Consider the following 18,766-nt stretch of genomic DNA (forward strand, 5'->3'; position numbering starts at 1 on the left):
AGAATGGAATTCTTCGAAAGCGCATTCTGGACCGGCTTCCTCTGGCCGCTGATCATCATGATCGCGGAGAGCGTGCTGGTGCTCGTCGTCCTCCTGGTCGCGATCGCCTACATCCTGCTCGCCGACCGCAAGATCTGGGCGGCGGTGCAGATCCGCCGCGGCCCGAACGTGGTCGGGCCCTGGGGCCTGTTCCAGTCCTTCGCCGACCTGCTCAAATTCGTGCTGAAGGAGCCGATCATTCCGGCCGGCGCCAACAAGGGCGTGTTTCTCCTTGCTCCCTTGGTCTCCTGCGTGCTCGCGCTGGCGGCCTGGGCGGTGATCCCGACCAATCTCGGCTGGGTGATCTCCGACATCAATGTCGGCATCCTCTTCATCTTCGCGATCTCGTCGCTGTCGATCTACGGCATCATCATGGCCGGCTGGTCGTCGAACTCGAAATACCCGTTCCTGGCCGCGCTGCGCTCGGCGGCGCAGATGGTGTCCTACGAGGTCTCGATCGGCTTCGTCATCATCACGGTGCTGCTCTGCGCCGGCACGCTGAACCTCTCGGCCGTGGTCGAGGCCCAGCATGTCCGCGGTCTTGCCAGCCTGATCGGGCTGCCGCAGCTGACGATCCTGAACTGGTACGTCTGGCCGCTGTTCCCGATGTTCGTGGTGTTCTACGTCTCGGCGCTGGCGGAAACCAACCGTCCGCCCTTCGACCTTGTCGAAGCTGAATCCGAGCTCGTCGCCGGCTTCATGGTCGAATACGGCTCGACGCCGTATCTGCTGTTCATGCTCGGTGAGTACGTCGCGATCGTCACGATGTGCGCGATGGCCACGATCCTGTTCCTCGGAGGCTGGCTGCCGCCGGTGGACCTGCCGCCCTTCAACTGGGTGCCGGGGATCATCTGGTTCTCGCTGAAGCTGTTCTTCATGTTCTTCCTGTTCGCGATGGCAAAGGCGATCGTGCCGCGCTACCGCTATGACCAACTGATGCGTCTCGGCTGGAAGGTGTTCCTGCCGCTGTCGCTGGCGATGGTGGTCGTGGTGGCCGGCGTGCTGCAGTTCGCCGGCATCGCGCCGAAGTGAGGGCCGTCATGGGTATCAACATCAACGCCACTGCACGCTCGCTTCTGCTGTCGGAATTCGTCTCGGCGTTTTTCCTCGCCATGCGCTATTTCTTCCAGCCGAAGCCGACGCTGAACTACCCGTTCGAGAAGGGCCCGATCTCGCCGCGTTTCCGTGGTGAGCACGCGCTGCGCCGCTATCCGAACGGCGAAGAGCGTTGCATCGCCTGCAAGCTCTGCGAAGCGGTCTGCCCGGCGCAGGCCATCACCATCGAGGCCGGTCCGCGCCGCAACGACGGCACCCGCCGCACCGTGCGGTACGACATCGACATGGTGAAGTGCATCTATTGCGGCCTCTGCCAGGAGGCCTGTCCGGTCGACGCCATCGTCGAAGGTCCGAACTTCGAGTTCGCGACCGAGACCCGCGAGGAACTGTTCTATGACAAGGCCAAGCTGCTCGCCAACGGCGACCGTTGGGAACGCGAGATCGCGAAAGCGATCGAGCTCGACGCGCCGTACCGGTGAGATGAGAGCATGATCCTTCCCGCGCTCTTCTTCTATCTCTTCGCCGCCGTCTGCGTCGCCTCGGCCGTGATGGTGATTGTCTCGCGCAATCCCGTGCACTCCGTGCTGTACCTGATCCTGGCCTTCGTCAACGCCTCGGGCCTGTTCGTGCTGATGGGCGCCGAATTCCTCGGCATGATGCTGATCGTCGTCTATGTCGGCGCGGTCGCGGTGCTGTTCCTGTTCGTGATCATGATGCTCGATGTCGACTTCCTCGAGCTGCGCGAAGGCTTCATCCAATACCTGCCGGTCGGCGTCGTGATCGGCGGCATCTTCCTGTTCGAGCTGCTCCTGACCGTCGGCGCCTGGGTCATCAACCCGACCGTGAGCAAGACCATCACGGCGCCGATCCCGAGCAACGTCTCGAACACCGAGGCGCTCGGCCTGGTGCTCTATACGAAGTACATCCACTACTTCCAGCTCGCGGGCATGGTGCTGCTGGTCGCCATGATCGGCGCCATCGTGCTGACGCTGCGCCACAAGGCGAGCGTGAAGCGGCAGGACATCAACGTTCAGAACGCACGCACGCCCGACATGGCGATGGCGATGCGCAAGGTGGCGCCGGGGCAGGGGCTCTCGGACGCGGATGCTGCGGAGTGGGTGAAATGACGATCGGGCTCGGACATTATCTGGCGGTCGGCGCGATCCTGTTCACGCTCGGCATCCTCGGTATCTTCCTGAACCGCAAGAACATCATCGTCATCCTGATGTCGATCGAGCTGATCCTGCTCTCGGTCAACATCAACCTGGTGGCATTCTCGACCTTCCTCGGCGACATCGTCGGTCAGGTCTTCGCGCTGCTGGTCTTGACCGTTGCGGCCGCCGAAGCCGCGATCGGTCTTGCCATCCTGGTGGTCTATTTCCGCAACCGCGGCTCGATCGCGGTTGAGGACGTCAATCTGATGAAGGGCTGAGCTCTCAAATGGTCCAGGCAATTGTCTTTCTGCCGCTGCTGGGCGCCATTCTGGCCGGCCTGATCGCGCTCGTTGGCGCGCATGGCCGCAACCCCTCGGGCGACGAGGTCGAGCATCACGGCGATCACGGCCATGGCGATGCGCATGCCTCAGTCGCTCATGACGACCATGGTCACGACGACCACGCCCATGACGACCACGGCCACGGTCCGGTTGAACCGGCAGCCGCCGGCTCGCGCGGTGCCGAGCTGATCACCACGGCGCTGCTGTTTGTCTCGGCGGCGCTGTCCTGGATGACGCTGGTGGATGTCGGCTTCAACGGCCACGACGTCAGGTATCAGCTGCTGCCCTGGATCTTCTCTGGCGACCTCGAGGTCTGGTGGAGCTTGCGCGTCGACACGCTCACCGCCGTGATGCTGGTGGTGGTGACGACCGTGTCCTCGCTCGTGCACCTCTATTCCATCGGCTACATGGACGAGGATCCGAACCGACCGCGCTTCTTCGGATATCTCAGCCTGTTCACCTTCGCCATGCTGATGCTGGTGACGGCTGACAATTTGGTGCAGCTGTTCTTCGGCTGGGAAGGCGTGGGCCTGGCGAGCTATCTCCTGATCGGCTTCTGGTACCAGAAGCCGTCGGCGAACGCCGCCGCCATCAAGGCCTTCGTGGTCAATCGCGTCGGCGATTTCGGCTTCGCGCTCGGCATCTTCGCGATCTTCATGCTGACGAACTCGACCGATTTCGAGACCATCTTCCATGCCGCGCCCGGCCTGACCGGCAAGACCATCAACTTCCTCGGCTGGCATGCCGATGCGCTGACCCTCACTTGCCTCCTGTTGTTCATGGGCGCGATGGGCAAGTCGGCGCAGTTCCTGCTGCACACCTGGCTGCCGGACGCGATGGAAGGCCCGACCCCGGTGTCGGCGCTGATCCATGCCGCGACCATGGTCACCGCCGGCGTGTTCATGGTGGCGCGCCTGTCGCCGCTGTTCGAGCTCGCTCCGAATGCCCAGGCCGTCGTGATGTTCTTCGGCGCCACCACAGCGTTCTTCGCGGCGACCATCGGTCTCGTCCAGAACGACATCAAGCGCATCGTCGCGTACTCGACCTGTTCGCAGCTCGGCTACATGTTCGTGGCGATGGGAGCAGGGGCCTATTCGGTCGGCATGTTCCATTTGTTCACGCACGCCTTCTTCAAGGCGCTGCTGTTCCTAGGCTCCGGCTCGGTGATCTACGCGATGCACCACGAGCAGGACATCCGCAACATGGGCGGTCTCTGGAAGAAGATCCCGTACACGTTCGCGGTGATGACCGTCGGCACGCTGGCGCTGACCGGCTTCCCGCTGTTCGCCGGCTACTTCTCCAAGGACGCGATCATCGAGGCGGCCTATGCTTCGCATAACCCGTTCTCGACCTACGCCTACCTGCTGACGATCGTGGCCGCCGGCCTGACCTCGTTCTATTCCTGGCGTCTGGTGTTCAAGACCTTCTTCGGCGAACCCCACGACCAGGAGCATTACGAAGCTGCACATGAGAGCCCGATCTGGATGCTGATCCCGATCGGCGTGCTGGCGGTCGGTTCGGTCCTTGCCGGCTTCCCGTTCAAGGAACTGTTCACCGGACCGCACGGCGTGGAGGAATTCTTCCGCGAGTCCGTGAAGATGAACCCGCATATCCTCGAGGATATGGAGCACATGCCGCATCTCTTGGGCTGGCTGCCCTTCGTGATGATGGTGGGCGGCTTCCTGGTGTCCTATACGTTCTACATCCGCAAGCCCTACCTGCCGGTCGAGCTCGCGAACACGCAGCCGATGCTCTACAAGTTCCTGCTCAACAAATGGTACTTCGATGAGCTCTACGACCTCATCTTCGTCCGTCCGGCGAAGTGGATCGGCTACCAGCTCTGGAAGAAGGGCGACGGGTTCATCATCGACGGCTTCGGCCCCGACGGCGTCTCGGCCCGTGTGCTGGATGTCACCCGCAACGTCGTGAAGATCCAGACCGGCTATCTCTATCACTACGCATTCGCCATGCTGATCGGCGCCGCTGGCCTGATCACCTGGTTCATGTTCGGCTTTGGAGGCCAGTAAATGACAACCTGGCCCATCCTTTCGGTCACGACGTTCCTGCCGCTGGTCGGCGCGCTGATCGTTTACCTGAGCCGCGGCGATGACGAGGCTAGCAGGCGCAATTCGCGCTGGATCGCACTGTGGACCACGATCATCACCTTTGCCGTGTCGGTGATCCTGGTGATGCGCTTCGACCCCTCGAATGCCGACTTCCAGTTCGTCGAGAAGTCGGCCTGGCTCGCCACCGGCATCACCTACCACATGGGCGTCGACGGCATCTCATTGCCGCTGGTGATCCTGACCACCGCGATCATGCCGTTCTGCATCATCGCGAGCTGGAAGGCGATCACCAACCGCGTTCGCGAATACATGATGGCGTTTCTGATCCTGGAAACGCTGATGATCGGCACCTTCTCGGCGCTCGATCTCGTGCTGTTCTACCTGTTCTTCGAAGGCGGCCTGATCCCGATGTTCCTGATCATCGGCGTCTGGGGCGGTCCGCGCCGGGTCTACGCGTCGTTCAAGTTTTTCCTCTACACGCTGCTCGGCTCGGTCTTGATGCTGCTCGCCATCATGGCGCTGTACTGGAACGGCGGCACCACCGACATCCCGACCCTGATGCACACGGCCGTGCCGCGGTCGTTGCAGACCTGGGCGTGGCTGGCCTTCTTCGCCTCCTTCGCGGTGAAGATGCCGATGTGGCCGGTGCACACCTGGCTTCCTGATGCGCACGTCGAGGCGCCGACCGCGGGCTCCGTGGTGCTCGCCGCGATCCTGCTGAAGATGGGCGGCTACGGCTTCCTGCGCTTCTCGCTGCCGATGTTCCCGCTGGCCTCGCACGACTTCGCGCCGCTGATCTTCACCATGTCCGCGATTGCCATCATCTACACCTCGCTGGTGGCCTTGATGCAGGAGGATATGAAGAAGCTGATCGCGTACTCGTCGGTTGCGCACATGGGCTTCGTCACCATGGGCATCTTCGCCGGCACCATGCAGGGTGTGGCCGGCGGCATGTTCCAGATGATCTCGCACGGCATCGTCTCCGGCGCGCTGTTCCTTTGCGTCGGCGTCGTTTACGACCGCCTGCACACCCGCGAGATCGCGGCCTATGGCGGCCTCGTCAACCGGATGCCGCTCTACGCGCTGACCTTCATGATCTTCACCATGGCCAATGTCGGTCTGCCCGGCACATCAGGCTTCGTCGGCGAGTTCATGACATTGCTCGGCACCTTCAAGGTCTCGATCCCGACCGCGTTCTTCGCCACTTTCGGCGTGATCCTGTCGGCTGCTTACGCGCTGTGGCTTTACCGCAAGGTCGTGTTCGGGACGCTGGTCAAGCCGACGCTGATGAGCATGAAGGATCTCACCTTGCGGGAATGCGTGATTCTGTTCCCGATGATCGCGCTGACGATCCTGTTCGGCGTCTATCCGAAACCGGTGCTCGACATGTCGGCCGCCTCGGTCCAGCAACTCGTCAATAATTACAACACCGCTGTGACGGCCGTGAAGGCCGCCGCACTGCTCCAGTGATCGGGCAGGTCAGGATATCGCCATGAGCATTACGACTGCAGGTTATCAACTGGCGCCGGTGCTGCCCGAGCTCGTGCTCGCGATCGGTGCCATGGCGCTTCTGATGCTCGGCGCTTATCGCGGGCAGGGGACCACGAGCACGGTCACGACGCTGGCGGTGCTGCTGCTGATCCTGGTCGGCGTGCTCGAATACATGCTGCCCGCAGGCAAGCAGGTCACCTTCGGCGGCAGCTTCATCGTCGACGACTTTGCCCGCTTCATGAAGATCCTGGCGCTGATCGGCTCGGCGGTGACGCTGATCCTGTCGACCGAGTTCCTGGCCGACGCGTCGCGCCGCATCTTCGAATACGCCATTCTGGTGCTGCTCTCGACGCTCGGCATGATGGTGCTGATCTCGGCCGGCGATCTGATCACGCTCTATCTCGGCCTCGAACTAATGTCGCTCGCGCTCTATGTCGTGGCGGCATCGAACCGCGACAACGCCAAGTCCACCGAAGCCGGCTTGAAGTATTTCGTGCTGGGCGCGCTGTCCTCGGGCATGCTGCTGTATGGCTCCTCGCTGGTTTACGGCTTCACCGGGACCGTCAGCTTCACCGGCATCGCAACGGCCGCGACCGCCGCGAATGTCGGCCTGGTGTTCGGCCTGGTGTTCCTGCTCGCCGGCCTCTGCTTCAAGGTCTCGGCCGTGCCGTTCCACATGTGGACGCCTGACGTGTACGAGGGCGCGCCGACGCCGGTCACCGCCTTCTTCGCCTCGGCGCCGAAGGTCGCCGCGCTCGCGGTCTTCACGCGCGTCACGCTGACCGCATTCCCGGGCATCGTCTCGCAGTGGCAGCAGATCCTGGTGTTCGTGGCGATCGCCTCGATGGCGCTGGGCTCGTTCGCCGCGATCGGCCAGAGCAACATCAAGCGCCTGATGGCGTATTCCTCGATCGGCCATATGGGCTTCGCGCTGGTCGGCCTCGCCTCGGGCACGGTCGAGGGTGCACAGGGCGTGCTGATGTACATCGTGATCTATGTCGCGATGACGCTCGGTTCATTCTCGATCATCCTCGCCATGAAGCGCAACGGCCAGGCCGTTGAGCAGATCAGCGACTTCGCCGGTCTCTCCCGCACCAACCCGCTGCTCGCCTTCATGTTCGCGATGCTGCTGTTCTCGCTCGCAGGCATTCCGCCGCTCGCCGGCTTTTTCGCCAAATGGTACGTGTTCGTCGCCGCCATCAAGGCGAATTTGTTCACGCTCGCCGTGATCGGCGTGCTCTCCAGCGTCGTGGGCGCCTACTACTATCTCACCATCGTCAAGACGATGTACTTTGATGAGCCGGCCGGCCAGGTCGATCCTGTCAGGTTCGAGGTGAAGTCGGTGCTGGCGGTCGCGGGCCTGTTCAACATCCTGTTCGCCCTGTTCGCGGGCCCGGTGGTGAGCGTCGCCTCCGCCGCAGCAAAATCGCTGTTCTAGGATGGGATTCGCGCTCGGTTCTCGCGCGTCAGCGGCAGGCTACAAGCTCGCCGCCCTTGAGCGGACCGGCTCGACCAATGCTGACGCCATCGAAGCGGCCCGCGCCGGCGAGCGCGGCCCGATCTGGTTCGTCACATCAGAGCAGACGGCCGGTCGCGGCCGTCGCCAGCGCCCCTGGATCGCGCCCAAGGGCAATCTCGCCGCCAGCGTCCTCGAAGTCCTGGACGTCTCCCCAGCCGTCGGCGCCACGATCGGCTTCGCCGCCGGACTGGCCGAGGAGGCCGCCTTGGAGAAGGTCAGCCTCGAGGCTGCGCTACGGCTCGGGGAAGGCAGGCCCCGCTACACCTTGAAATGGCCGAACGACGTCCTCGCCAACGGCAAGAAGCTGGTCGGCATTGGCCTGGAGGCCGAAATCGTCGGCGATCGCCTGGCCATCGTGGTCGGCATCGGCACCAACATCGTGGCGGCCCCCGAGGGCACGCCGACGCCGGCGGTGTCGCTCGCGGCCCTCGGCGTCCAGATCAGCGCGGAGGAGCTGTTCTCGGCGCTCTCGGACGCCTGGGTCGAATTCCGCGGCATTTGGGACAATGGCCGAGGCTTTGCCGAGATCCGTAAGCTGTGGCTGGAGCGTGCCGCCCGCCTGGGCGAGCCGATCGCGATCCATACGGGAACCACGGTCTTGGAAGGCATCTTCGATACGATCGACGACACCGGCTGCCTGATCGTCCGCACCGCGGAGGGCCGCCTTGTGCCCGTGGCGGCGGGCGAAGTGTTCTTCGGCCCGGCCCGTTCGGTGGGAGCTGCGTGATGGCAAGGCCTGACGAACTGGTGTTTGCGCCGCTCGGCGGTGTCGGCGAGATCGGCATGAACCTGTCGATCTACGGCCTCGGCAACCGTCACCAGCGGTCTTGGCTCGCGGTCGATCTCGGCGTCTCCTTCGGCGACGAGGAGCATCTGCCCGGCATCGACCTGATCATGCCGGACATCTCCTTCCTTGAGAAGGAACGCAAGAACCTGATGGGCCTGGTGCTGACGCACGCCCATGAGGACCATTTCGGCGCCATCATCGACCTCTGGCCGAAGCTGAAATGTCCGATCTATGCGACGCAGTTCAGCGCGGCGCTGTTCGAGGCCAAATGCGCCGCCGAGCGCAACGCGCCCGTCATCCCCGTCACCGTGGTCCCGTCAGGTGGCCGCATCGACGTCGGCCCGTTCAACATCGAGTTCATTCCGGTTGCGCATTCGATTCCGGAAGCGCATGCGCTGGCGATCCACACCGATGCCGGAGTGGTGCTCCACACCGGCGACTGGAAGATCGACCCGACCCCGACGCTCGGACGTCCGACCGATGAGAAGCGGCTGCGTGAGCTCGGCGAGGAGGGCGTGCTCGCCTTGATCGGGGATTCCACCAATGCCGTGCGCGACGGCCGTTCACCGTCGGAAGCCGAGGTCGCGCGTACGATCATTGATCTCGTCAAGTCGGCCAAGGGCCGCGTCGCGGTCACGACCTTCGCTTCCAACGTCGCGCGTATCAAGGCGGTCGCCGATGCCGCGAAGGCCGCCGATCGCGAGGTCGTCGTGGTCGGCCGCGCCATGGAGCGCGTGGTGCAGGTGGCGCGCGAGACCGGCTATCTCGACGGCGTGCAGAACTTCCGCTCGCCCGAGGTCTACGGTCATCTGCCGCAGGACAAGGTGCTGGCGCTGTGCACCGGCAGCCAGGGCGAACCCCGCGCGGCGCTCGCCCGCATCGCCAATGACGACCACCCTGAGATCACGCTCAACCGCGGCGACAGCGTGATCTTCTCCTCGCGCACCATCCCGGGCAACGAGAAGGCGGTCGGCTCGATCATCAACAATCTGGTGCTGCAGGGCGTCGAGGTCCTCACCGACCGCGACCATCTGGTCCATGTCTCGGGCCATCCGCGCCGCGACGAGCTGCGCGACATGATCTCCTGGGTGAAGCCGCAGCTGCTGATCCCCGTCCACGGCGAAGCGCTGCATTTGAACGAGCACGCCAAGCTCGCGCGCGCCGCCGGCGTGCCGCGAGTCCTCGTCATTCGTAACGGCGACCTGGTCAAGCTCGGCCCCGGCGATCCCGGCGTGGTCGGCGAGGTGCCGTCGGGCCGGCTCTACAAGGACGGCTCCATCCTTGAGGATTCCAAGTCCCGTGCGGTGGTCGAGCGCCGCCGCATGGCGTTCTCCGGCTGCGCCTTCGTCGCCATCGCCATGACCGCGCAGGGCGAGCTTGCCGACGAGCCCGAGGTCGATCTGGTCGGGATCCCCGACAAGAACCGGGCCGGCGAGCCGCTCGACGACATCGTCTTCGATGCCGTGATGTCCACGGTCGAGGGCCTGCCGAAGGCGCGCCGGCGGGATCCGGATGCGCTGGCGGAATCGGTGCGACGCGCCGTCCGGGCCGTCATCAACGAACATTGGGGTAAAAAGCCCCCCTGTCTGGTCCACGTCCTGACAGTGTAGGTTGGGCGTGGTCTTTTGGATCATGCCCTGAGGGAGAAGAGACATGCTGGGTCGCCTCAATCACGTCGCGATCGCGACCAAGGACGCCACCAAGGCCGCCAGGATCTACGGCGCGGCGTTCGGCGCCCAGATCTCCGAGGCCGTGCCGCTGCCCGAGCATGGCGTCATCACCGTGTTCGCGACGCTGCCCAACACCAAGATCGAGTTCATCGAGCCGCTCGGCGAAGCCTCCCCGATCGCAAAATTCGTCGAGCGCAATCCTGATGGCGGCATCCACCATGTTTGCTACGAGGTCGTCGACATCATCGCCTCGCGCGACACGCTGGTGAAGGAGGGCGCGCGGGTGCTCGGCGACGGCGTGCCGAAGATCGGCGCCCACGGCAAGCCGGTGCTGTTTCTGCATCCGAAGGATTTTTCCGGCGCGCTGGTCGAAATCGAGCAGGCGTAAGACCGGATCATGGCCATCCAGATCTCAACCGCGCTCGCGATCTACTTCGTCATCTGGTGGATCTCGCTGTTTTTGACGCTGCCGTTCGGCGTTCGCAGCCAGCACGAGGACGGCGTCGGCGCACCCGGCACGGACCCCGGCGCGCCTGTGCTGACGGGCATGAAGCGTAAGCTGATCTGGACCACGATCATCTCCGCGATCATCTATGGCCTCGGCGTTGCCGCCTATCACGCCGGCTATCTCTCGCTCGAGCGTCTCTCGAGATTGATGGGCATGCCGTTTTAGCTTTTTCCGTTGCGTCTGGTTTTGGGGGAGCAAATGACTTTTCAGAGGATCGTCGTCGCGCTTCTGGTGCTTGTGGTCGCCGGCCTCGGGGCGATCGGCTATTTCGAGTGGAAGATGGCTGTGCAGGTGCGAACGCTCAAGGCGTTCGTCGAGGGCTATGTCTTTAACGAAGCCGTGATGGCCTGCGAGCAGGCCAAGAGCTCGACGCCGTTCAAATGGAATGGCGGCAAAAGCACCTCGGTGATCGGCCTGAACTCGGTCAAGCTGGATAAATACACCGTCAGCGCCAGCTACACGCTGGTGGCGGACAGCGTTTATTGTGATTACGATCCCATCAAAAGAAAGGCCGAGATCGGCTCGAGCTTCCTGGAGCGGGAGTAACGATCCGGCGCCTACCAAGCATGATCCGGAAAAGTGTGAAGCGGTTTTCCGAGAAGATCATGCTCAAGCAATTGGACAGGATCGTCATGACCGGGAGCCGGGCGGGGGACTATCGGATCTTGCAGGAAGCGGCCTTGCGGGACTATCTCGCAGGCCTGCCTGACATCAAGAAGCTGCTCGGCGGCGAGCCGGCCGTCTGGTCCATTACCGAGGTCGGCGACGGCAATCTCAACCTCGTCTTCATCGTGAAGGGCGCGAGCGGCGGCATCGCCGTGAAGCAGGCGCTGCCTTACGTCCGCCTCGTCGGCGAGAGCTGGCCGCTGCCGCTGTCGCGGGCCCATTACGAATATCTCGCGCTGTCCCGGCAGGCCCGGCTGGCGCCCGGCCTCGTGCCGGCCCTGCTGCACCACAACGAGACGCTCGCGCTCACCGTGATGGAGCTGCTCGAGCCCCACATCATCATGCGCAAAGGGCTGGTCGCGGGCACGCGCTATCCGCGCTTCGTCGACGACATCACGACGTTCATGGCGAGGACGCTGTTTTTCACCTCCGATCTCGCGCTCATCGCTGCCGAGAAGAAGGAAGCCATCGCGTCCTTTGCCGGCAACCATGCGCTCTGCAAGATCACCGAGGATCTGATCTTCACGGATCCCTACCGCATCGCCGAGCAGAACCGCTGGACCGCGCCTTATCTCGATGGCCTCGCCGCATCCTTGCGCGAGGACATGGAGCTGCATGTCGCCATCAGCAGGTTGAAGCTGAAATTCATGTCGAGCCCGGAAGCGCTGCTGCATGGCGATCTCCACACCGGCTCGATCATGGTGACGGCGTCGGAGACGCGGGTGATCGATCCGGAATTCGCCTTCTTCGGTCCGATGGGGTTCGATGTCGGCGCGGTGCTGGCCAATCTGCTGATGGCTTATTTCGCGTCCGCCGGCCACGAGCGCGCGGCGGGCGAGCGGCGCGAATTCGAGACTTGGATGCTGGAGACGGTCGAGCAGGTCTGGAGCGAGTTTGCGCGAAGATTCCTCGACCTCTGGCGATCGGAGGCGAGCGGCGATGCCTATCCCGTCTCGCTCTTTGCCGGCGAGAAGGGCGCGATGCGCCTCGAGGCCGAGCGGCAGGCCTACATGCAGCGTCTGTTTATCGACACCGTCGGTTTTGCCGCGGCCAAAACCATCCGTCGCATCTTCGGCCTTGCCCACAACATCGATTTCGAGCTGATCGAGGATCCCAGAAAGCGGGCGATCAGCGAAGCCCGCGCCATCAGGCTGGCCCGCGGGATGATGGTGGAGGCGGCGGCATTTCGGACGATCGCCGACGTCACCGGAGCTGCGCGGAAATTGCGGGAGTGGCAGCCGGAATTGTCAGGTTAAAGCCGTCGCAATGACGGGGCGAGACGGTCGCAGAACGCTAATAAAGATGCACTGGCAGCAAGACGCCGTGCGTCTCGACCAGCAGACCCCAGGTCTCGTTGGCCGCGACCTCAAACTCCCGGCTGCGCGCCGCACTGCCGTCCACCGCGTTGCAGATCAGACGCTCGCCGAGAAAATTGGGGGAGCAAGGACCCCAGACCGTCCACCAGATATCGGCAACTTCCCCGTTTGACCGCGAGATGTGGGACCAGCCGGCCTCGATGCCGTCAGCGGCTCCGTCCCTGTCAGGGGTCGGTGTGACGGGGATCGCCATCGCAGCGATCGCGGCGACCAGAATGCCGGCGAGCAGGACAGCTGGCGTTCGACGATTCATTTTTTCCGCAATCCCTGGCGCTTAGACAACGATCGTCAGCTTGGTCGCGGCGATCCCGAAAAATGTTCACCGCCCTGGTTGCTCGATGACGCACTGCGTCATCAGGCGGGCTTGCGTCACGTGGGAATGCAACCCCGCGAGGTCTTCATGCCTGCCTCAGGAACCGGCATCAGCTGCCATCAAAACGAAGCTTGCATTCCACGGGCGACGGATGATCAAATCCCTGATCGAAATACCTGCGTTGATGGGGGACCACATGATGTTCAGGATGAGCGTGATCGTCGCGGGGATGGCACTGGCGCTTGCCGGATCAGCGGAGGCCCAGACCCCACGCAAGGGCGGAACCATCCGCATGACCGCGCCCTATGGTTCGAGCTTCACCAGCCTCGACATTCACACCACCCAGCGTGCCCAGGACGAGATCTACGCCAAGGCGCTGCATCGCTCGCTCTACACCTGGGACTCCGCGGAAGGAAAGCCGGTTCCGGAACTTGCAAAGGAGGTCGTCGTCTCGGGCGGCGGTCTCGTTCAAACCTTCAAGCTCCGCGACGACGCCTATTTCCACAACGGTCGCAAGATGACGGCCGACGACATCATCTGGACCTTCAACCGCATCATGGACGGCACCAAGGCCTATCCCGGCGCGCGTTATGTCCGCATCATCGAGGGGGCGGCCGCAGTCGAGAAGGGGCAGGCCAAGGAGATATCCGGCCTGAAGAAGATCGACGACTTCACCCTCGAGATGAAGCTGACCGAGAAGGTCGATCCGGGCTTCTATTTCTTCACCGCGCTGACCTCGATCTATCCCGCCGACGAGGGCGCCAAGGACAGCTTCATCCAGCATCCGATCGGTCTTGGACCGTTCAAGTTCGTCGAGCACGTGCCGGGTTCGCGCATCGTTCTGGAGCGGTGGGACAAGTTCTACAAGCCCGGCAAGCCCTACGCCGACAAGGTCGTCGTCTCGATCATGGGCGAGGCCGCGGCGCGCGACGTCGCCTTCCGCAACAAGGAAATCGATACCTCGGTGCTCGGGCCGGCGCAGTATGTCGCCTATCAGGCTGATCCCAACCTCAAGGGCACCATCGTCGAGGTCGCCGAGGTCTTCACGCGCTACATGGGGATGAACCCCGCGTTCAAGCCGTTCTCCGACAAGCGTGTCCGGCAGGCGATCAACTACGCGATCGACAGCGACCTGATCATCAACAAGCTGGTCAAGAACAAGGCCTATCGTGCCACCAGCTGGCTGCCGCTGACTTCGCCGGCCTACGACAAGACGATGAAGCCGTATCCCTACGATCCGGCCAAGGCCAAGCAGCTGCTCACCGAGGCCGGCTATCCCCAGGGCTTCGAATTCGAATGGACCACCAGCCAGAATGAAAGCTGGGGCCTGCCGATCGTCTCGGCTGTCATCCCGATGCTGGACAAGGTCGGCATCAAGGTGAAGGTCAAGCAGGTCGAGACCGCGGTGCTGGCGGAGGTGGTGCGCACCGGCGACTACCAGGCCTTCATCTATTCCCAGCAGAGCGGACCGGATCCGCTGGCTGCGCTCAAATGCTTCCACTCGTCGACGCCGCAGCCGGCCTGCAATTACATGAATTTCAGGAATCCCGACTTCGACAAGATCCTCGACGAGGCGGGACAGACCGACGACACCGCCAAGCGCAACCAACTGCTGCAAAAGGCCAATGCGTTCCTCTACGAGGAAGCGCCGGTCTGGTTCTTCAACTACAACAAGGCGGTCATGGCCGTGCAGCCCTGGCTCCACGGCATTCAGCAGAATCCGACGGAGCTGACCCATCAGAACACCGAGGAGCTATGGGTGGACGACACTTCGCCCGCGAAATGACACGCGTTCTCGTGCTCCCTCCATCGCCATGAGCGGTGGAGGGACGGAAGAAAGTGCCGATGCTCTCCTTCCTGATCCGTCGTCTGCTGCAAACCATTCCGACCGTGCTCGCCGTGGTGCTGCTGGTCTTCGTGCTGTTCAGCGTCGTTCCCGGCAGCATTGCCTCGACCATCAGCGACGACGTCGATCCCCAGGTCGAGCTGCGCCTGAAACAGCAGCTCGGCCTCAACGATCCCATCTATGTGCGGTTTGGCAATTACATCGGCAAGCTCGCGATCGGTGATTTCGGGACGTCGTTTCGGACCCGCGAGCCTGTCACGAGCATGATCGCCAAGCGGGCCTGGCCGACGCTGCAGCTGATCTTCACGGCCATGGCGTTTTCCGTCTTGCTCGGCGTGCCGCTTGGCTTCGTCGCCGCTTTGCGGCCGGGCGGCCTTGTCGACAGTGCGGCGATGATCGTCGCGGTGACGGGACTGTCCATTGCCAAGTTCTGGCTCGGATTGGTGATCATGTACGTCTTTGCGCTGAAGCTCGGCTGGCTGCCGAGTTTCGGCTATGGCGATGGCGGCCTGAAACATCTGCTGCTGCCGGCCTTGACCCTCGGCGTCTCGCCGATGGCGCTGTTTGCGCGGACGACGCGCGCTGCGGTCCTCGAGATCATGACGGCCGATTTCGTCCGCACCGCGCGCTCCAAGGGCATGAGCGAGACCAGGGTGGTGAAGTGGCATGTGATGCGCAACGCGCTCGTCATCATCCTCACCACCGTCGGCCTGCAATTCGGCGGGTTGATGGGGCAGGCGGTCGTCGTCGAAAAACTGTTTTCCTGGCCGGGCATCGGCTCGCTGCTGGTCGACAGTGTCCTGCAGCGCGACATTCCCGCCGTGCAGGGCTCCATACTTGTGGTGGTGCTGGCCTTTCTCGCGATCAATCTGCTGGTCGATTTGCTCTACGGCGTGATCGATCCGAGGATCAGATACGCATGAAGCTCCGCGCCAATCTCATCATCGGTGGCACGTTGTTCGCGCTCGCGATCGTGGTCGGCGTGCTGGCCCCATGGCTGGCGCACACCGATCCCGTCATGGATGCCAACCTCATGAACGCGGAAGAGCCGCCGAGCTGGACCTGGTGGTTCGGCACCGACGACCAGGGCCGCGACATCTATTCCCGCGTCGTCTATGGCGCGCGCGTCTCGCTGACGGTCGGCATCGTCTCGCAGCTCATCAACAGCGTCATCGGCGTGGCGCTGGGCCTCAGCGCCGGCTATTGGGGCGGCTGGTGGGACGATGTCGTCAACGCCCTGACCAATGTCATGCTCGCGATCCCCTCGCTGATCTTCGCGCTTGCCATCATGGCAGTGCTGGGACCGGGCCTGACCAGCCTCCTGATCGCGCTTGGCCTCACCAACTGGTCCTTCACCTGCCGGATCGCGCGCGCCTCGGCACTCTCGCTGCGGAGCCAGGGCTATGTGCAGGCCGCCACCGTGCTCGGCTATGGCGATTTGCGCATCATGATCACGCAGCTGCTGCCGAACATGCTGGGACCGATCGTCGTCATCGGCACGCTCGGCATGGGCAGCGCGGTGCTCTCGGAGGCGGCCTTGTCGTTCCTCGGCCTCGGCGTCCGTCCACCGTTTCCGAGCTGGGGCAGCATGCTGTCGGATGCCCGCGACCAGATTACGACGGCACCGTGGCTCTCGTTATTTCCGGGCCTTGCCATCTTCCTGACGGTGCTCGGCCTCAATCTGCTCGGCGACGGCCTGCGCGACATTCTCGATCCCCACTCGCGGAGCCGGCGGACATGACGGGCGAACCGCTGATCGAAGTCGAGGACCTCCGTATCGATCTCGACAGTGGATCCGGGCGCGTTGCCGCGGCCGAGGGCGTCTCGTTCCGCATCGATCGCGGCGAGACTTTTGGTCTCGTGGGCGAATCCGGCTGCGGCAAGAGCATCACGGCGCTCGCTCTGATCGGCCTGTTGCGGCCGCCGCTGTCGATCGGGGCCGGCGTCATCAGGTTTGACGGTCGGGAGATCCAGCATCTGTCTGCGGCCGCCCAGCGCGACCTGCGCGGCAACAGGATCGCCATGATCTTCCAGGAGCCGATGACGGCGCTGAACCCGGTCTCGCCGGTGGGGCGGCAGATCGCCGAGATGTTCGTGCTGCACAAGGGCAAGAGCTGGCGTGAGGCCAACAAACTCGCGGTCGAGGCGCTGGCTGATGTCCGCGTGACCGCACCGGAGCGGCGCGTGAACGATTACCCGCACCAGCTTTCCGGCGGCATGCGCCAGCGCGTGATGATCGCGATCGCGCTCGCCTGCGGCCCGGATCTGCTGATCGCGGACGAGCCGACCACCGCGCTCGATGTCACCGTGCAGGCCGAAATCATCGAGCTGATGCGCAATCTCTGCGCCGAGCGCGGCACGGCGATCCTGATGATCAGCCACGATCTCGGCCTTGTTGCCAATGTCTGCCGCCGCGTCGCCGTCATGTATGCCGGCCGCATCGTCGAGGAGCGCGGCTCTGCCGATATTTTCCGCGCGCCTTCGCATCCCTATACCCAGGGCCTGGTCGACTCGCTGCCGCGGCTGGGCAGCCGCGCAGCGCTTGGCCGGAGCAGGCTCAAGGAGATCGCGGGCGTCGTCCCGGCTATCACCAGTTTCCCTGACGGCTGCCGCTTCAACCCGCGCTGCGCCCATGCGACCGACATTTGCAGGAGCGTCGTGCCGACGGCGGATTTCCTGGAGGCTGGCGGCCTGGTGAGGTGTCACCACCATGCATGAGCCGCCAGGGAAGGTGGACAACGATCTCATTCTCAGCGTCGAGGATCTCGCGGTTCATTTTCCCGTTGGCGGCGGCCTGTTGGGCCGCAACCGGCGAGTGCTCCGCGCCGTTGATGGTGTCGATCTCAAGCTCAAGCGCGGCGAATGCCTCGGCCTCGTCGGCGAGTCCGGATCGGGCAAGTCGACGGTGGCCTTGTCGATCCTGGGCCTGCTGGCGCCGACACGCGGCCGCATCGTGCTGGACGGGCAGGTGGTGACATCAAGGCCATCAGGCGATCGCAAGGCGCTCGCCCGCATTGTGCAGATGGTCTTCCAGGATCCTTACGCCTCGCTCAATCCGCGCCAGACCGTGCGCCGGACGCTGGAAGATCCCCTGCGCGTGCATGGCGTGACCGCAAGAAGCGAGATCGAGGACCGCGTCGCGACCATGCTGCGGCATGTCGGCCTGCGGCCCGAACAGGCCGACCGCTACCCGCATGAATTCTCCGGCGGCCAGCGCCAGCGCATCGGCATTGCGCGCGCGCTGATCCTCAACCCCAAGATCGTCATCTGCGACGAGCCGGTATCGGCTCTCGACGTGTCGATCCGCGCCCAGATCATCAATCTGCTGCTGGAATTGAAGGACACGCTCGGTCTGTCCTACATCATGATCAGCCACGATCTCGGCGTCGTCGAGCACATGAGCGACCGCGTCGCCGTGATGTATCTCGGCCGCATTGTCGAAAACGGCGACTGGCGTGAAATTTTCGAGCGGCCGGCGCATCCCTATACGCGGGCACTGATATCAGCGATCCCCGATCCCCTGCACCATGCGCCATTGGCGACGACCGGCGGCGATTTGCCCAATCCGCTCAATCCGCCCAACGGATGCGCCTTCAGTCCGCGGTGTCGGTACGCGGAAGACGTGTGCCGCCATGAGCCGGGGCCGGCGCTGGAGACGCGGCCCGATGGGCATGCGGTAAGGTGCTGGCGAGCTGAGGAGATTGCCGGACGCATGGCACTCGCGTCCACTGAGGGCGGATAGTCCTGGACACGCTGACGAACCGGCTGACCGGCTTCGTCCGCTGGCCCGGCGAGGCGCGTGACCATGCGCGCAGCAACCAGGTGTCGGGCAGTCTGAGCGTCACGTTCTGAACGCGTTTGGCGTAGCGCCCTGGCGCTTTTGCGGTCGCAAGCTTCGCCGGCGATATCGGCGCGGTGCTGACGAGGCCAGATA

The 18,766-nt window shown here is 63.8% G+C and carries 19 protein-coding genes; 18 read left to right on the forward strand and 1 reads right to left on the reverse strand.

Annotated features, from left to right (window positions below; genetic code table 11):
- Window positions 1-3 precede the first annotated feature (3 nt).
- The 13 genes from nuoH (at window position 4) to mtnK (ending at window position 12,553) form a co-directional block, all read left to right on the forward strand.
- A complete protein-coding gene (nuoH, locus tag L6639_RS12845; protein ID WP_128961317.1) occupies window positions 4-1,071 on the forward strand; it encodes an NADH-quinone oxidoreductase subunit NuoH in 1,068 nt (355 codons plus the stop codon).
- A gap of 14 nt (window positions 1,072-1,085) precedes the next feature.
- The gene (nuoI, locus tag L6639_RS12850) at window positions 1,086-1,574 is read left to right on the forward strand and encodes an NADH-quinone oxidoreductase subunit NuoI (RefSeq protein WP_026232873.1); all 489 of its coding nucleotides are present in this window, start codon (window positions 1,086-1,088) and stop codon (window positions 1,572-1,574) included.
- Window positions 1,575-1,583: 9 nt separating this feature from the next.
- A complete protein-coding gene (locus tag L6639_RS12855) occupies window positions 1,584-2,222 on the forward strand; it encodes an NADH-quinone oxidoreductase subunit J (protein WP_237861899.1) in 639 nt (212 codons plus the stop codon).
- Window positions 2,219-2,527 carry an NADH-quinone oxidoreductase subunit NuoK gene (gene nuoK / locus L6639_RS12860; protein WP_008547737.1) on the forward strand — a complete coding sequence of 103 codons (309 nt, stop codon included), beginning with the start codon at window positions 2,219-2,221 and terminating at the stop codon, window positions 2,525-2,527. The genes L6639_RS12855 and nuoK overlap by 4 nt, the downstream gene beginning before the upstream one ends.
- 8 nt (window positions 2,528-2,535) lie before the next feature.
- The gene (gene nuoL / locus L6639_RS12865; protein WP_237861901.1) at window positions 2,536-4,617 is read left to right on the forward strand and encodes an NADH-quinone oxidoreductase subunit L; all 2,082 of its coding nucleotides are present in this window, start codon (window positions 2,536-2,538) and stop codon (window positions 4,615-4,617) included.
- A complete protein-coding gene (locus tag L6639_RS12870) occupies window positions 4,618-6,126 on the forward strand; it encodes an NADH-quinone oxidoreductase subunit M (protein WP_237861902.1) in 1,509 nt (502 codons plus the stop codon).
- A 22-nt stretch (window positions 6,127-6,148) separates the two neighbouring features.
- Window positions 6,149-7,585: an NADH-quinone oxidoreductase subunit NuoN gene (nuoN, locus tag L6639_RS12875; RefSeq protein ID WP_237861904.1), complete on the forward strand. Its 1,437-nt coding sequence runs from the start codon at window positions 6,149-6,151 to the stop codon at window positions 7,583-7,585.
- A gap of 1 nt (window position 7,586) precedes the next feature.
- Window positions 7,587-8,393, forward strand: a complete 807-nt coding sequence (locus tag L6639_RS12880; RefSeq protein WP_237861906.1) for a biotin--[acetyl-CoA-carboxylase] ligase — start codon at window positions 7,587-7,589, stop codon at window positions 8,391-8,393.
- Entirely contained in the window at window positions 8,393-10,063 is a 1,671-nt protein-coding gene (locus tag L6639_RS12885; RefSeq protein WP_237861908.1) for a ribonuclease J, read from the forward strand. Before L6639_RS12880 ends, L6639_RS12885 begins: the two co-directional genes overlap by 1 nt.
- A gap of 43 nt (window positions 10,064-10,106) precedes the next feature.
- Window positions 10,107-10,511, forward strand: a complete 405-nt coding sequence (gene mce, locus L6639_RS12890; protein ID WP_237861910.1) for a methylmalonyl-CoA epimerase — start codon at window positions 10,107-10,109, stop codon at window positions 10,509-10,511.
- Between the two features lie 9 nt (window positions 10,512-10,520).
- Window positions 10,521-10,796 (forward strand): DUF1467 family protein, encoded by a 276-nt coding sequence (locus L6639_RS12895; protein WP_237861912.1) that lies wholly within the window; start codon window positions 10,521-10,523, stop codon window positions 10,794-10,796.
- A 33-nt stretch (window positions 10,797-10,829) separates the two neighbouring features.
- The gene (locus tag L6639_RS12900; protein WP_237861914.1) at window positions 10,830-11,177 is read left to right on the forward strand and encodes a hypothetical protein; all 348 of its coding nucleotides are present in this window, start codon (window positions 10,830-10,832) and stop codon (window positions 11,175-11,177) included.
- Window positions 11,178-11,263: 86 nt separating this feature from the next.
- A complete protein-coding gene (gene mtnK / locus L6639_RS12905) occupies window positions 11,264-12,553 on the forward strand; it encodes an S-methyl-5-thioribose kinase (RefSeq protein ID WP_237862563.1) in 1,290 nt (429 codons plus the stop codon).
- 37 nt (window positions 12,554-12,590) lie between these two features.
- Here the strand turns inward: mtnK and L6639_RS12910 are convergent, their stop codons facing one another.
- On the reverse strand, window positions 12,591-12,926 hold the full coding sequence (locus tag L6639_RS12910; protein ID WP_237861916.1) for a hypothetical protein: 336 nt from the start codon (window positions 12,924-12,926) through the stop codon (window positions 12,591-12,593).
- 259 nt (window positions 12,927-13,185) lie between these two features.
- Here L6639_RS12910 and L6639_RS12915 point away from each other — a divergent pair, with 259 nt between their 5' ends.
- The 5 genes from L6639_RS12915 to L6639_RS12935 are packed head-to-tail and all read left to right on the forward strand — an operon-like array spanning window position 13,186 to window position 18,574.
- Window positions 13,186-14,772: an ABC transporter substrate-binding protein gene (locus L6639_RS12915; RefSeq protein WP_237862564.1), complete on the forward strand. Its 1,587-nt coding sequence runs from the start codon at window positions 13,186-13,188 to the stop codon at window positions 14,770-14,772.
- A gap of 59 nt (window positions 14,773-14,831) precedes the next feature.
- The gene (locus L6639_RS12920) at window positions 14,832-15,755 is read left to right on the forward strand and encodes an ABC transporter permease (protein WP_237862565.1); all 924 of its coding nucleotides are present in this window, start codon (window positions 14,832-14,834) and stop codon (window positions 15,753-15,755) included.
- Window positions 15,752-16,573 carry an ABC transporter permease gene (locus tag L6639_RS12925; protein ID WP_237861917.1) on the forward strand — a complete coding sequence of 274 codons (822 nt, stop codon included), beginning with the start codon at window positions 15,752-15,754 and terminating at the stop codon, window positions 16,571-16,573. The genes L6639_RS12920 and L6639_RS12925 overlap by 4 nt, the downstream gene beginning before the upstream one ends.
- Window positions 16,570-17,550: an ABC transporter ATP-binding protein gene (locus L6639_RS12930; protein ID WP_237861919.1), complete on the forward strand. Its 981-nt coding sequence runs from the start codon at window positions 16,570-16,572 to the stop codon at window positions 17,548-17,550. Before L6639_RS12925 ends, L6639_RS12930 begins: the two co-directional genes overlap by 4 nt.
- Entirely contained in the window at window positions 17,543-18,574 is a 1,032-nt protein-coding gene (locus L6639_RS12935; protein ID WP_237861921.1) for an ABC transporter ATP-binding protein, read from the forward strand. The genes L6639_RS12930 and L6639_RS12935 overlap by 8 nt, the downstream gene beginning before the upstream one ends.
- The last annotated feature ends 192 nt before the right edge of the window (window positions 18,575-18,766 follow it).

Source organism: Bradyrhizobium zhengyangense (assembly GCF_022012555.1).
Classification (GTDB): Bacteria; Pseudomonadota; Alphaproteobacteria; order Rhizobiales; family Xanthobacteraceae; genus Bradyrhizobium; species Bradyrhizobium zhengyangense.

Bases quoted from the DNA above. Each gene is read 5' to 3' on its own strand.
- nuoH (WP_128961317.1), top strand. From the start codon at position 4: ATGGAATTCTTCGAAAGCGCATTCTGGACCGGCTTCCTCTGGCCGCTG.
- L6639_RS12855 (WP_237861899.1), top strand. From the start codon at position 1,584: ATGATCCTTCCCGCGCTCTTCTTCTATCTCTTCGCCGCCGTCTGCGTC.
- nuoK (WP_008547737.1), top strand. From the start codon at position 2,219: ATGACGATCGGGCTCGGACATTATCTGGCGGTCGGCGCGATCCTGTTC.
- nuoL (WP_237861901.1), top strand. From the start codon at position 2,536: ATGGTCCAGGCAATTGTCTTTCTGCCGCTGCTGGGCGCCATTCTGGCC.
- L6639_RS12870 (WP_237861902.1), top strand. From the start codon at position 4,618: ATGACAACCTGGCCCATCCTTTCGGTCACGACGTTCCTGCCGCTGGTC.
- nuoN (WP_237861904.1), top strand. From the start codon at position 6,149: ATGAGCATTACGACTGCAGGTTATCAACTGGCGCCGGTGCTGCCCGAG.
- L6639_RS12880 (WP_237861906.1), top strand. From the start codon at position 7,587: ATGGGATTCGCGCTCGGTTCTCGCGCGTCAGCGGCAGGCTACAAGCTC.
- L6639_RS12885 (WP_237861908.1), top strand. From the start codon at position 8,393: ATGGCAAGGCCTGACGAACTGGTGTTTGCGCCGCTCGGCGGTGTCGGC.
- mce (WP_237861910.1), top strand. From the start codon at position 10,107: ATGCTGGGTCGCCTCAATCACGTCGCGATCGCGACCAAGGACGCCACC.
- L6639_RS12895 (WP_237861912.1), top strand. From the start codon at position 10,521: ATGGCCATCCAGATCTCAACCGCGCTCGCGATCTACTTCGTCATCTGG.
- L6639_RS12900 (WP_237861914.1), top strand. From the start codon at position 10,830: ATGACTTTTCAGAGGATCGTCGTCGCGCTTCTGGTGCTTGTGGTCGCC.
- mtnK (WP_237862563.1), top strand. From the start codon at position 11,264: ATGACCGGGAGCCGGGCGGGGGACTATCGGATCTTGCAGGAAGCGGCC.
- L6639_RS12910 (WP_237861916.1), bottom strand. From the start codon at position 12,926: ATGAATCGTCGAACGCCAGCTGTCCTGCTCGCCGGCATTCTGGTCGCC.
- L6639_RS12915 (WP_237862564.1), top strand. From the start codon at position 13,186: ATGTTCAGGATGAGCGTGATCGTCGCGGGGATGGCACTGGCGCTTGCC.
- L6639_RS12920 (WP_237862565.1), top strand. From the start codon at position 14,832: ATGCTCTCCTTCCTGATCCGTCGTCTGCTGCAAACCATTCCGACCGTG.
- L6639_RS12925 (WP_237861917.1), top strand. From the start codon at position 15,752: ATGAAGCTCCGCGCCAATCTCATCATCGGTGGCACGTTGTTCGCGCTC.
- L6639_RS12930 (WP_237861919.1), top strand. From the start codon at position 16,570: ATGACGGGCGAACCGCTGATCGAAGTCGAGGACCTCCGTATCGATCTC.
- L6639_RS12935 (WP_237861921.1), top strand. From the start codon at position 17,543: ATGCATGAGCCGCCAGGGAAGGTGGACAACGATCTCATTCTCAGCGTC.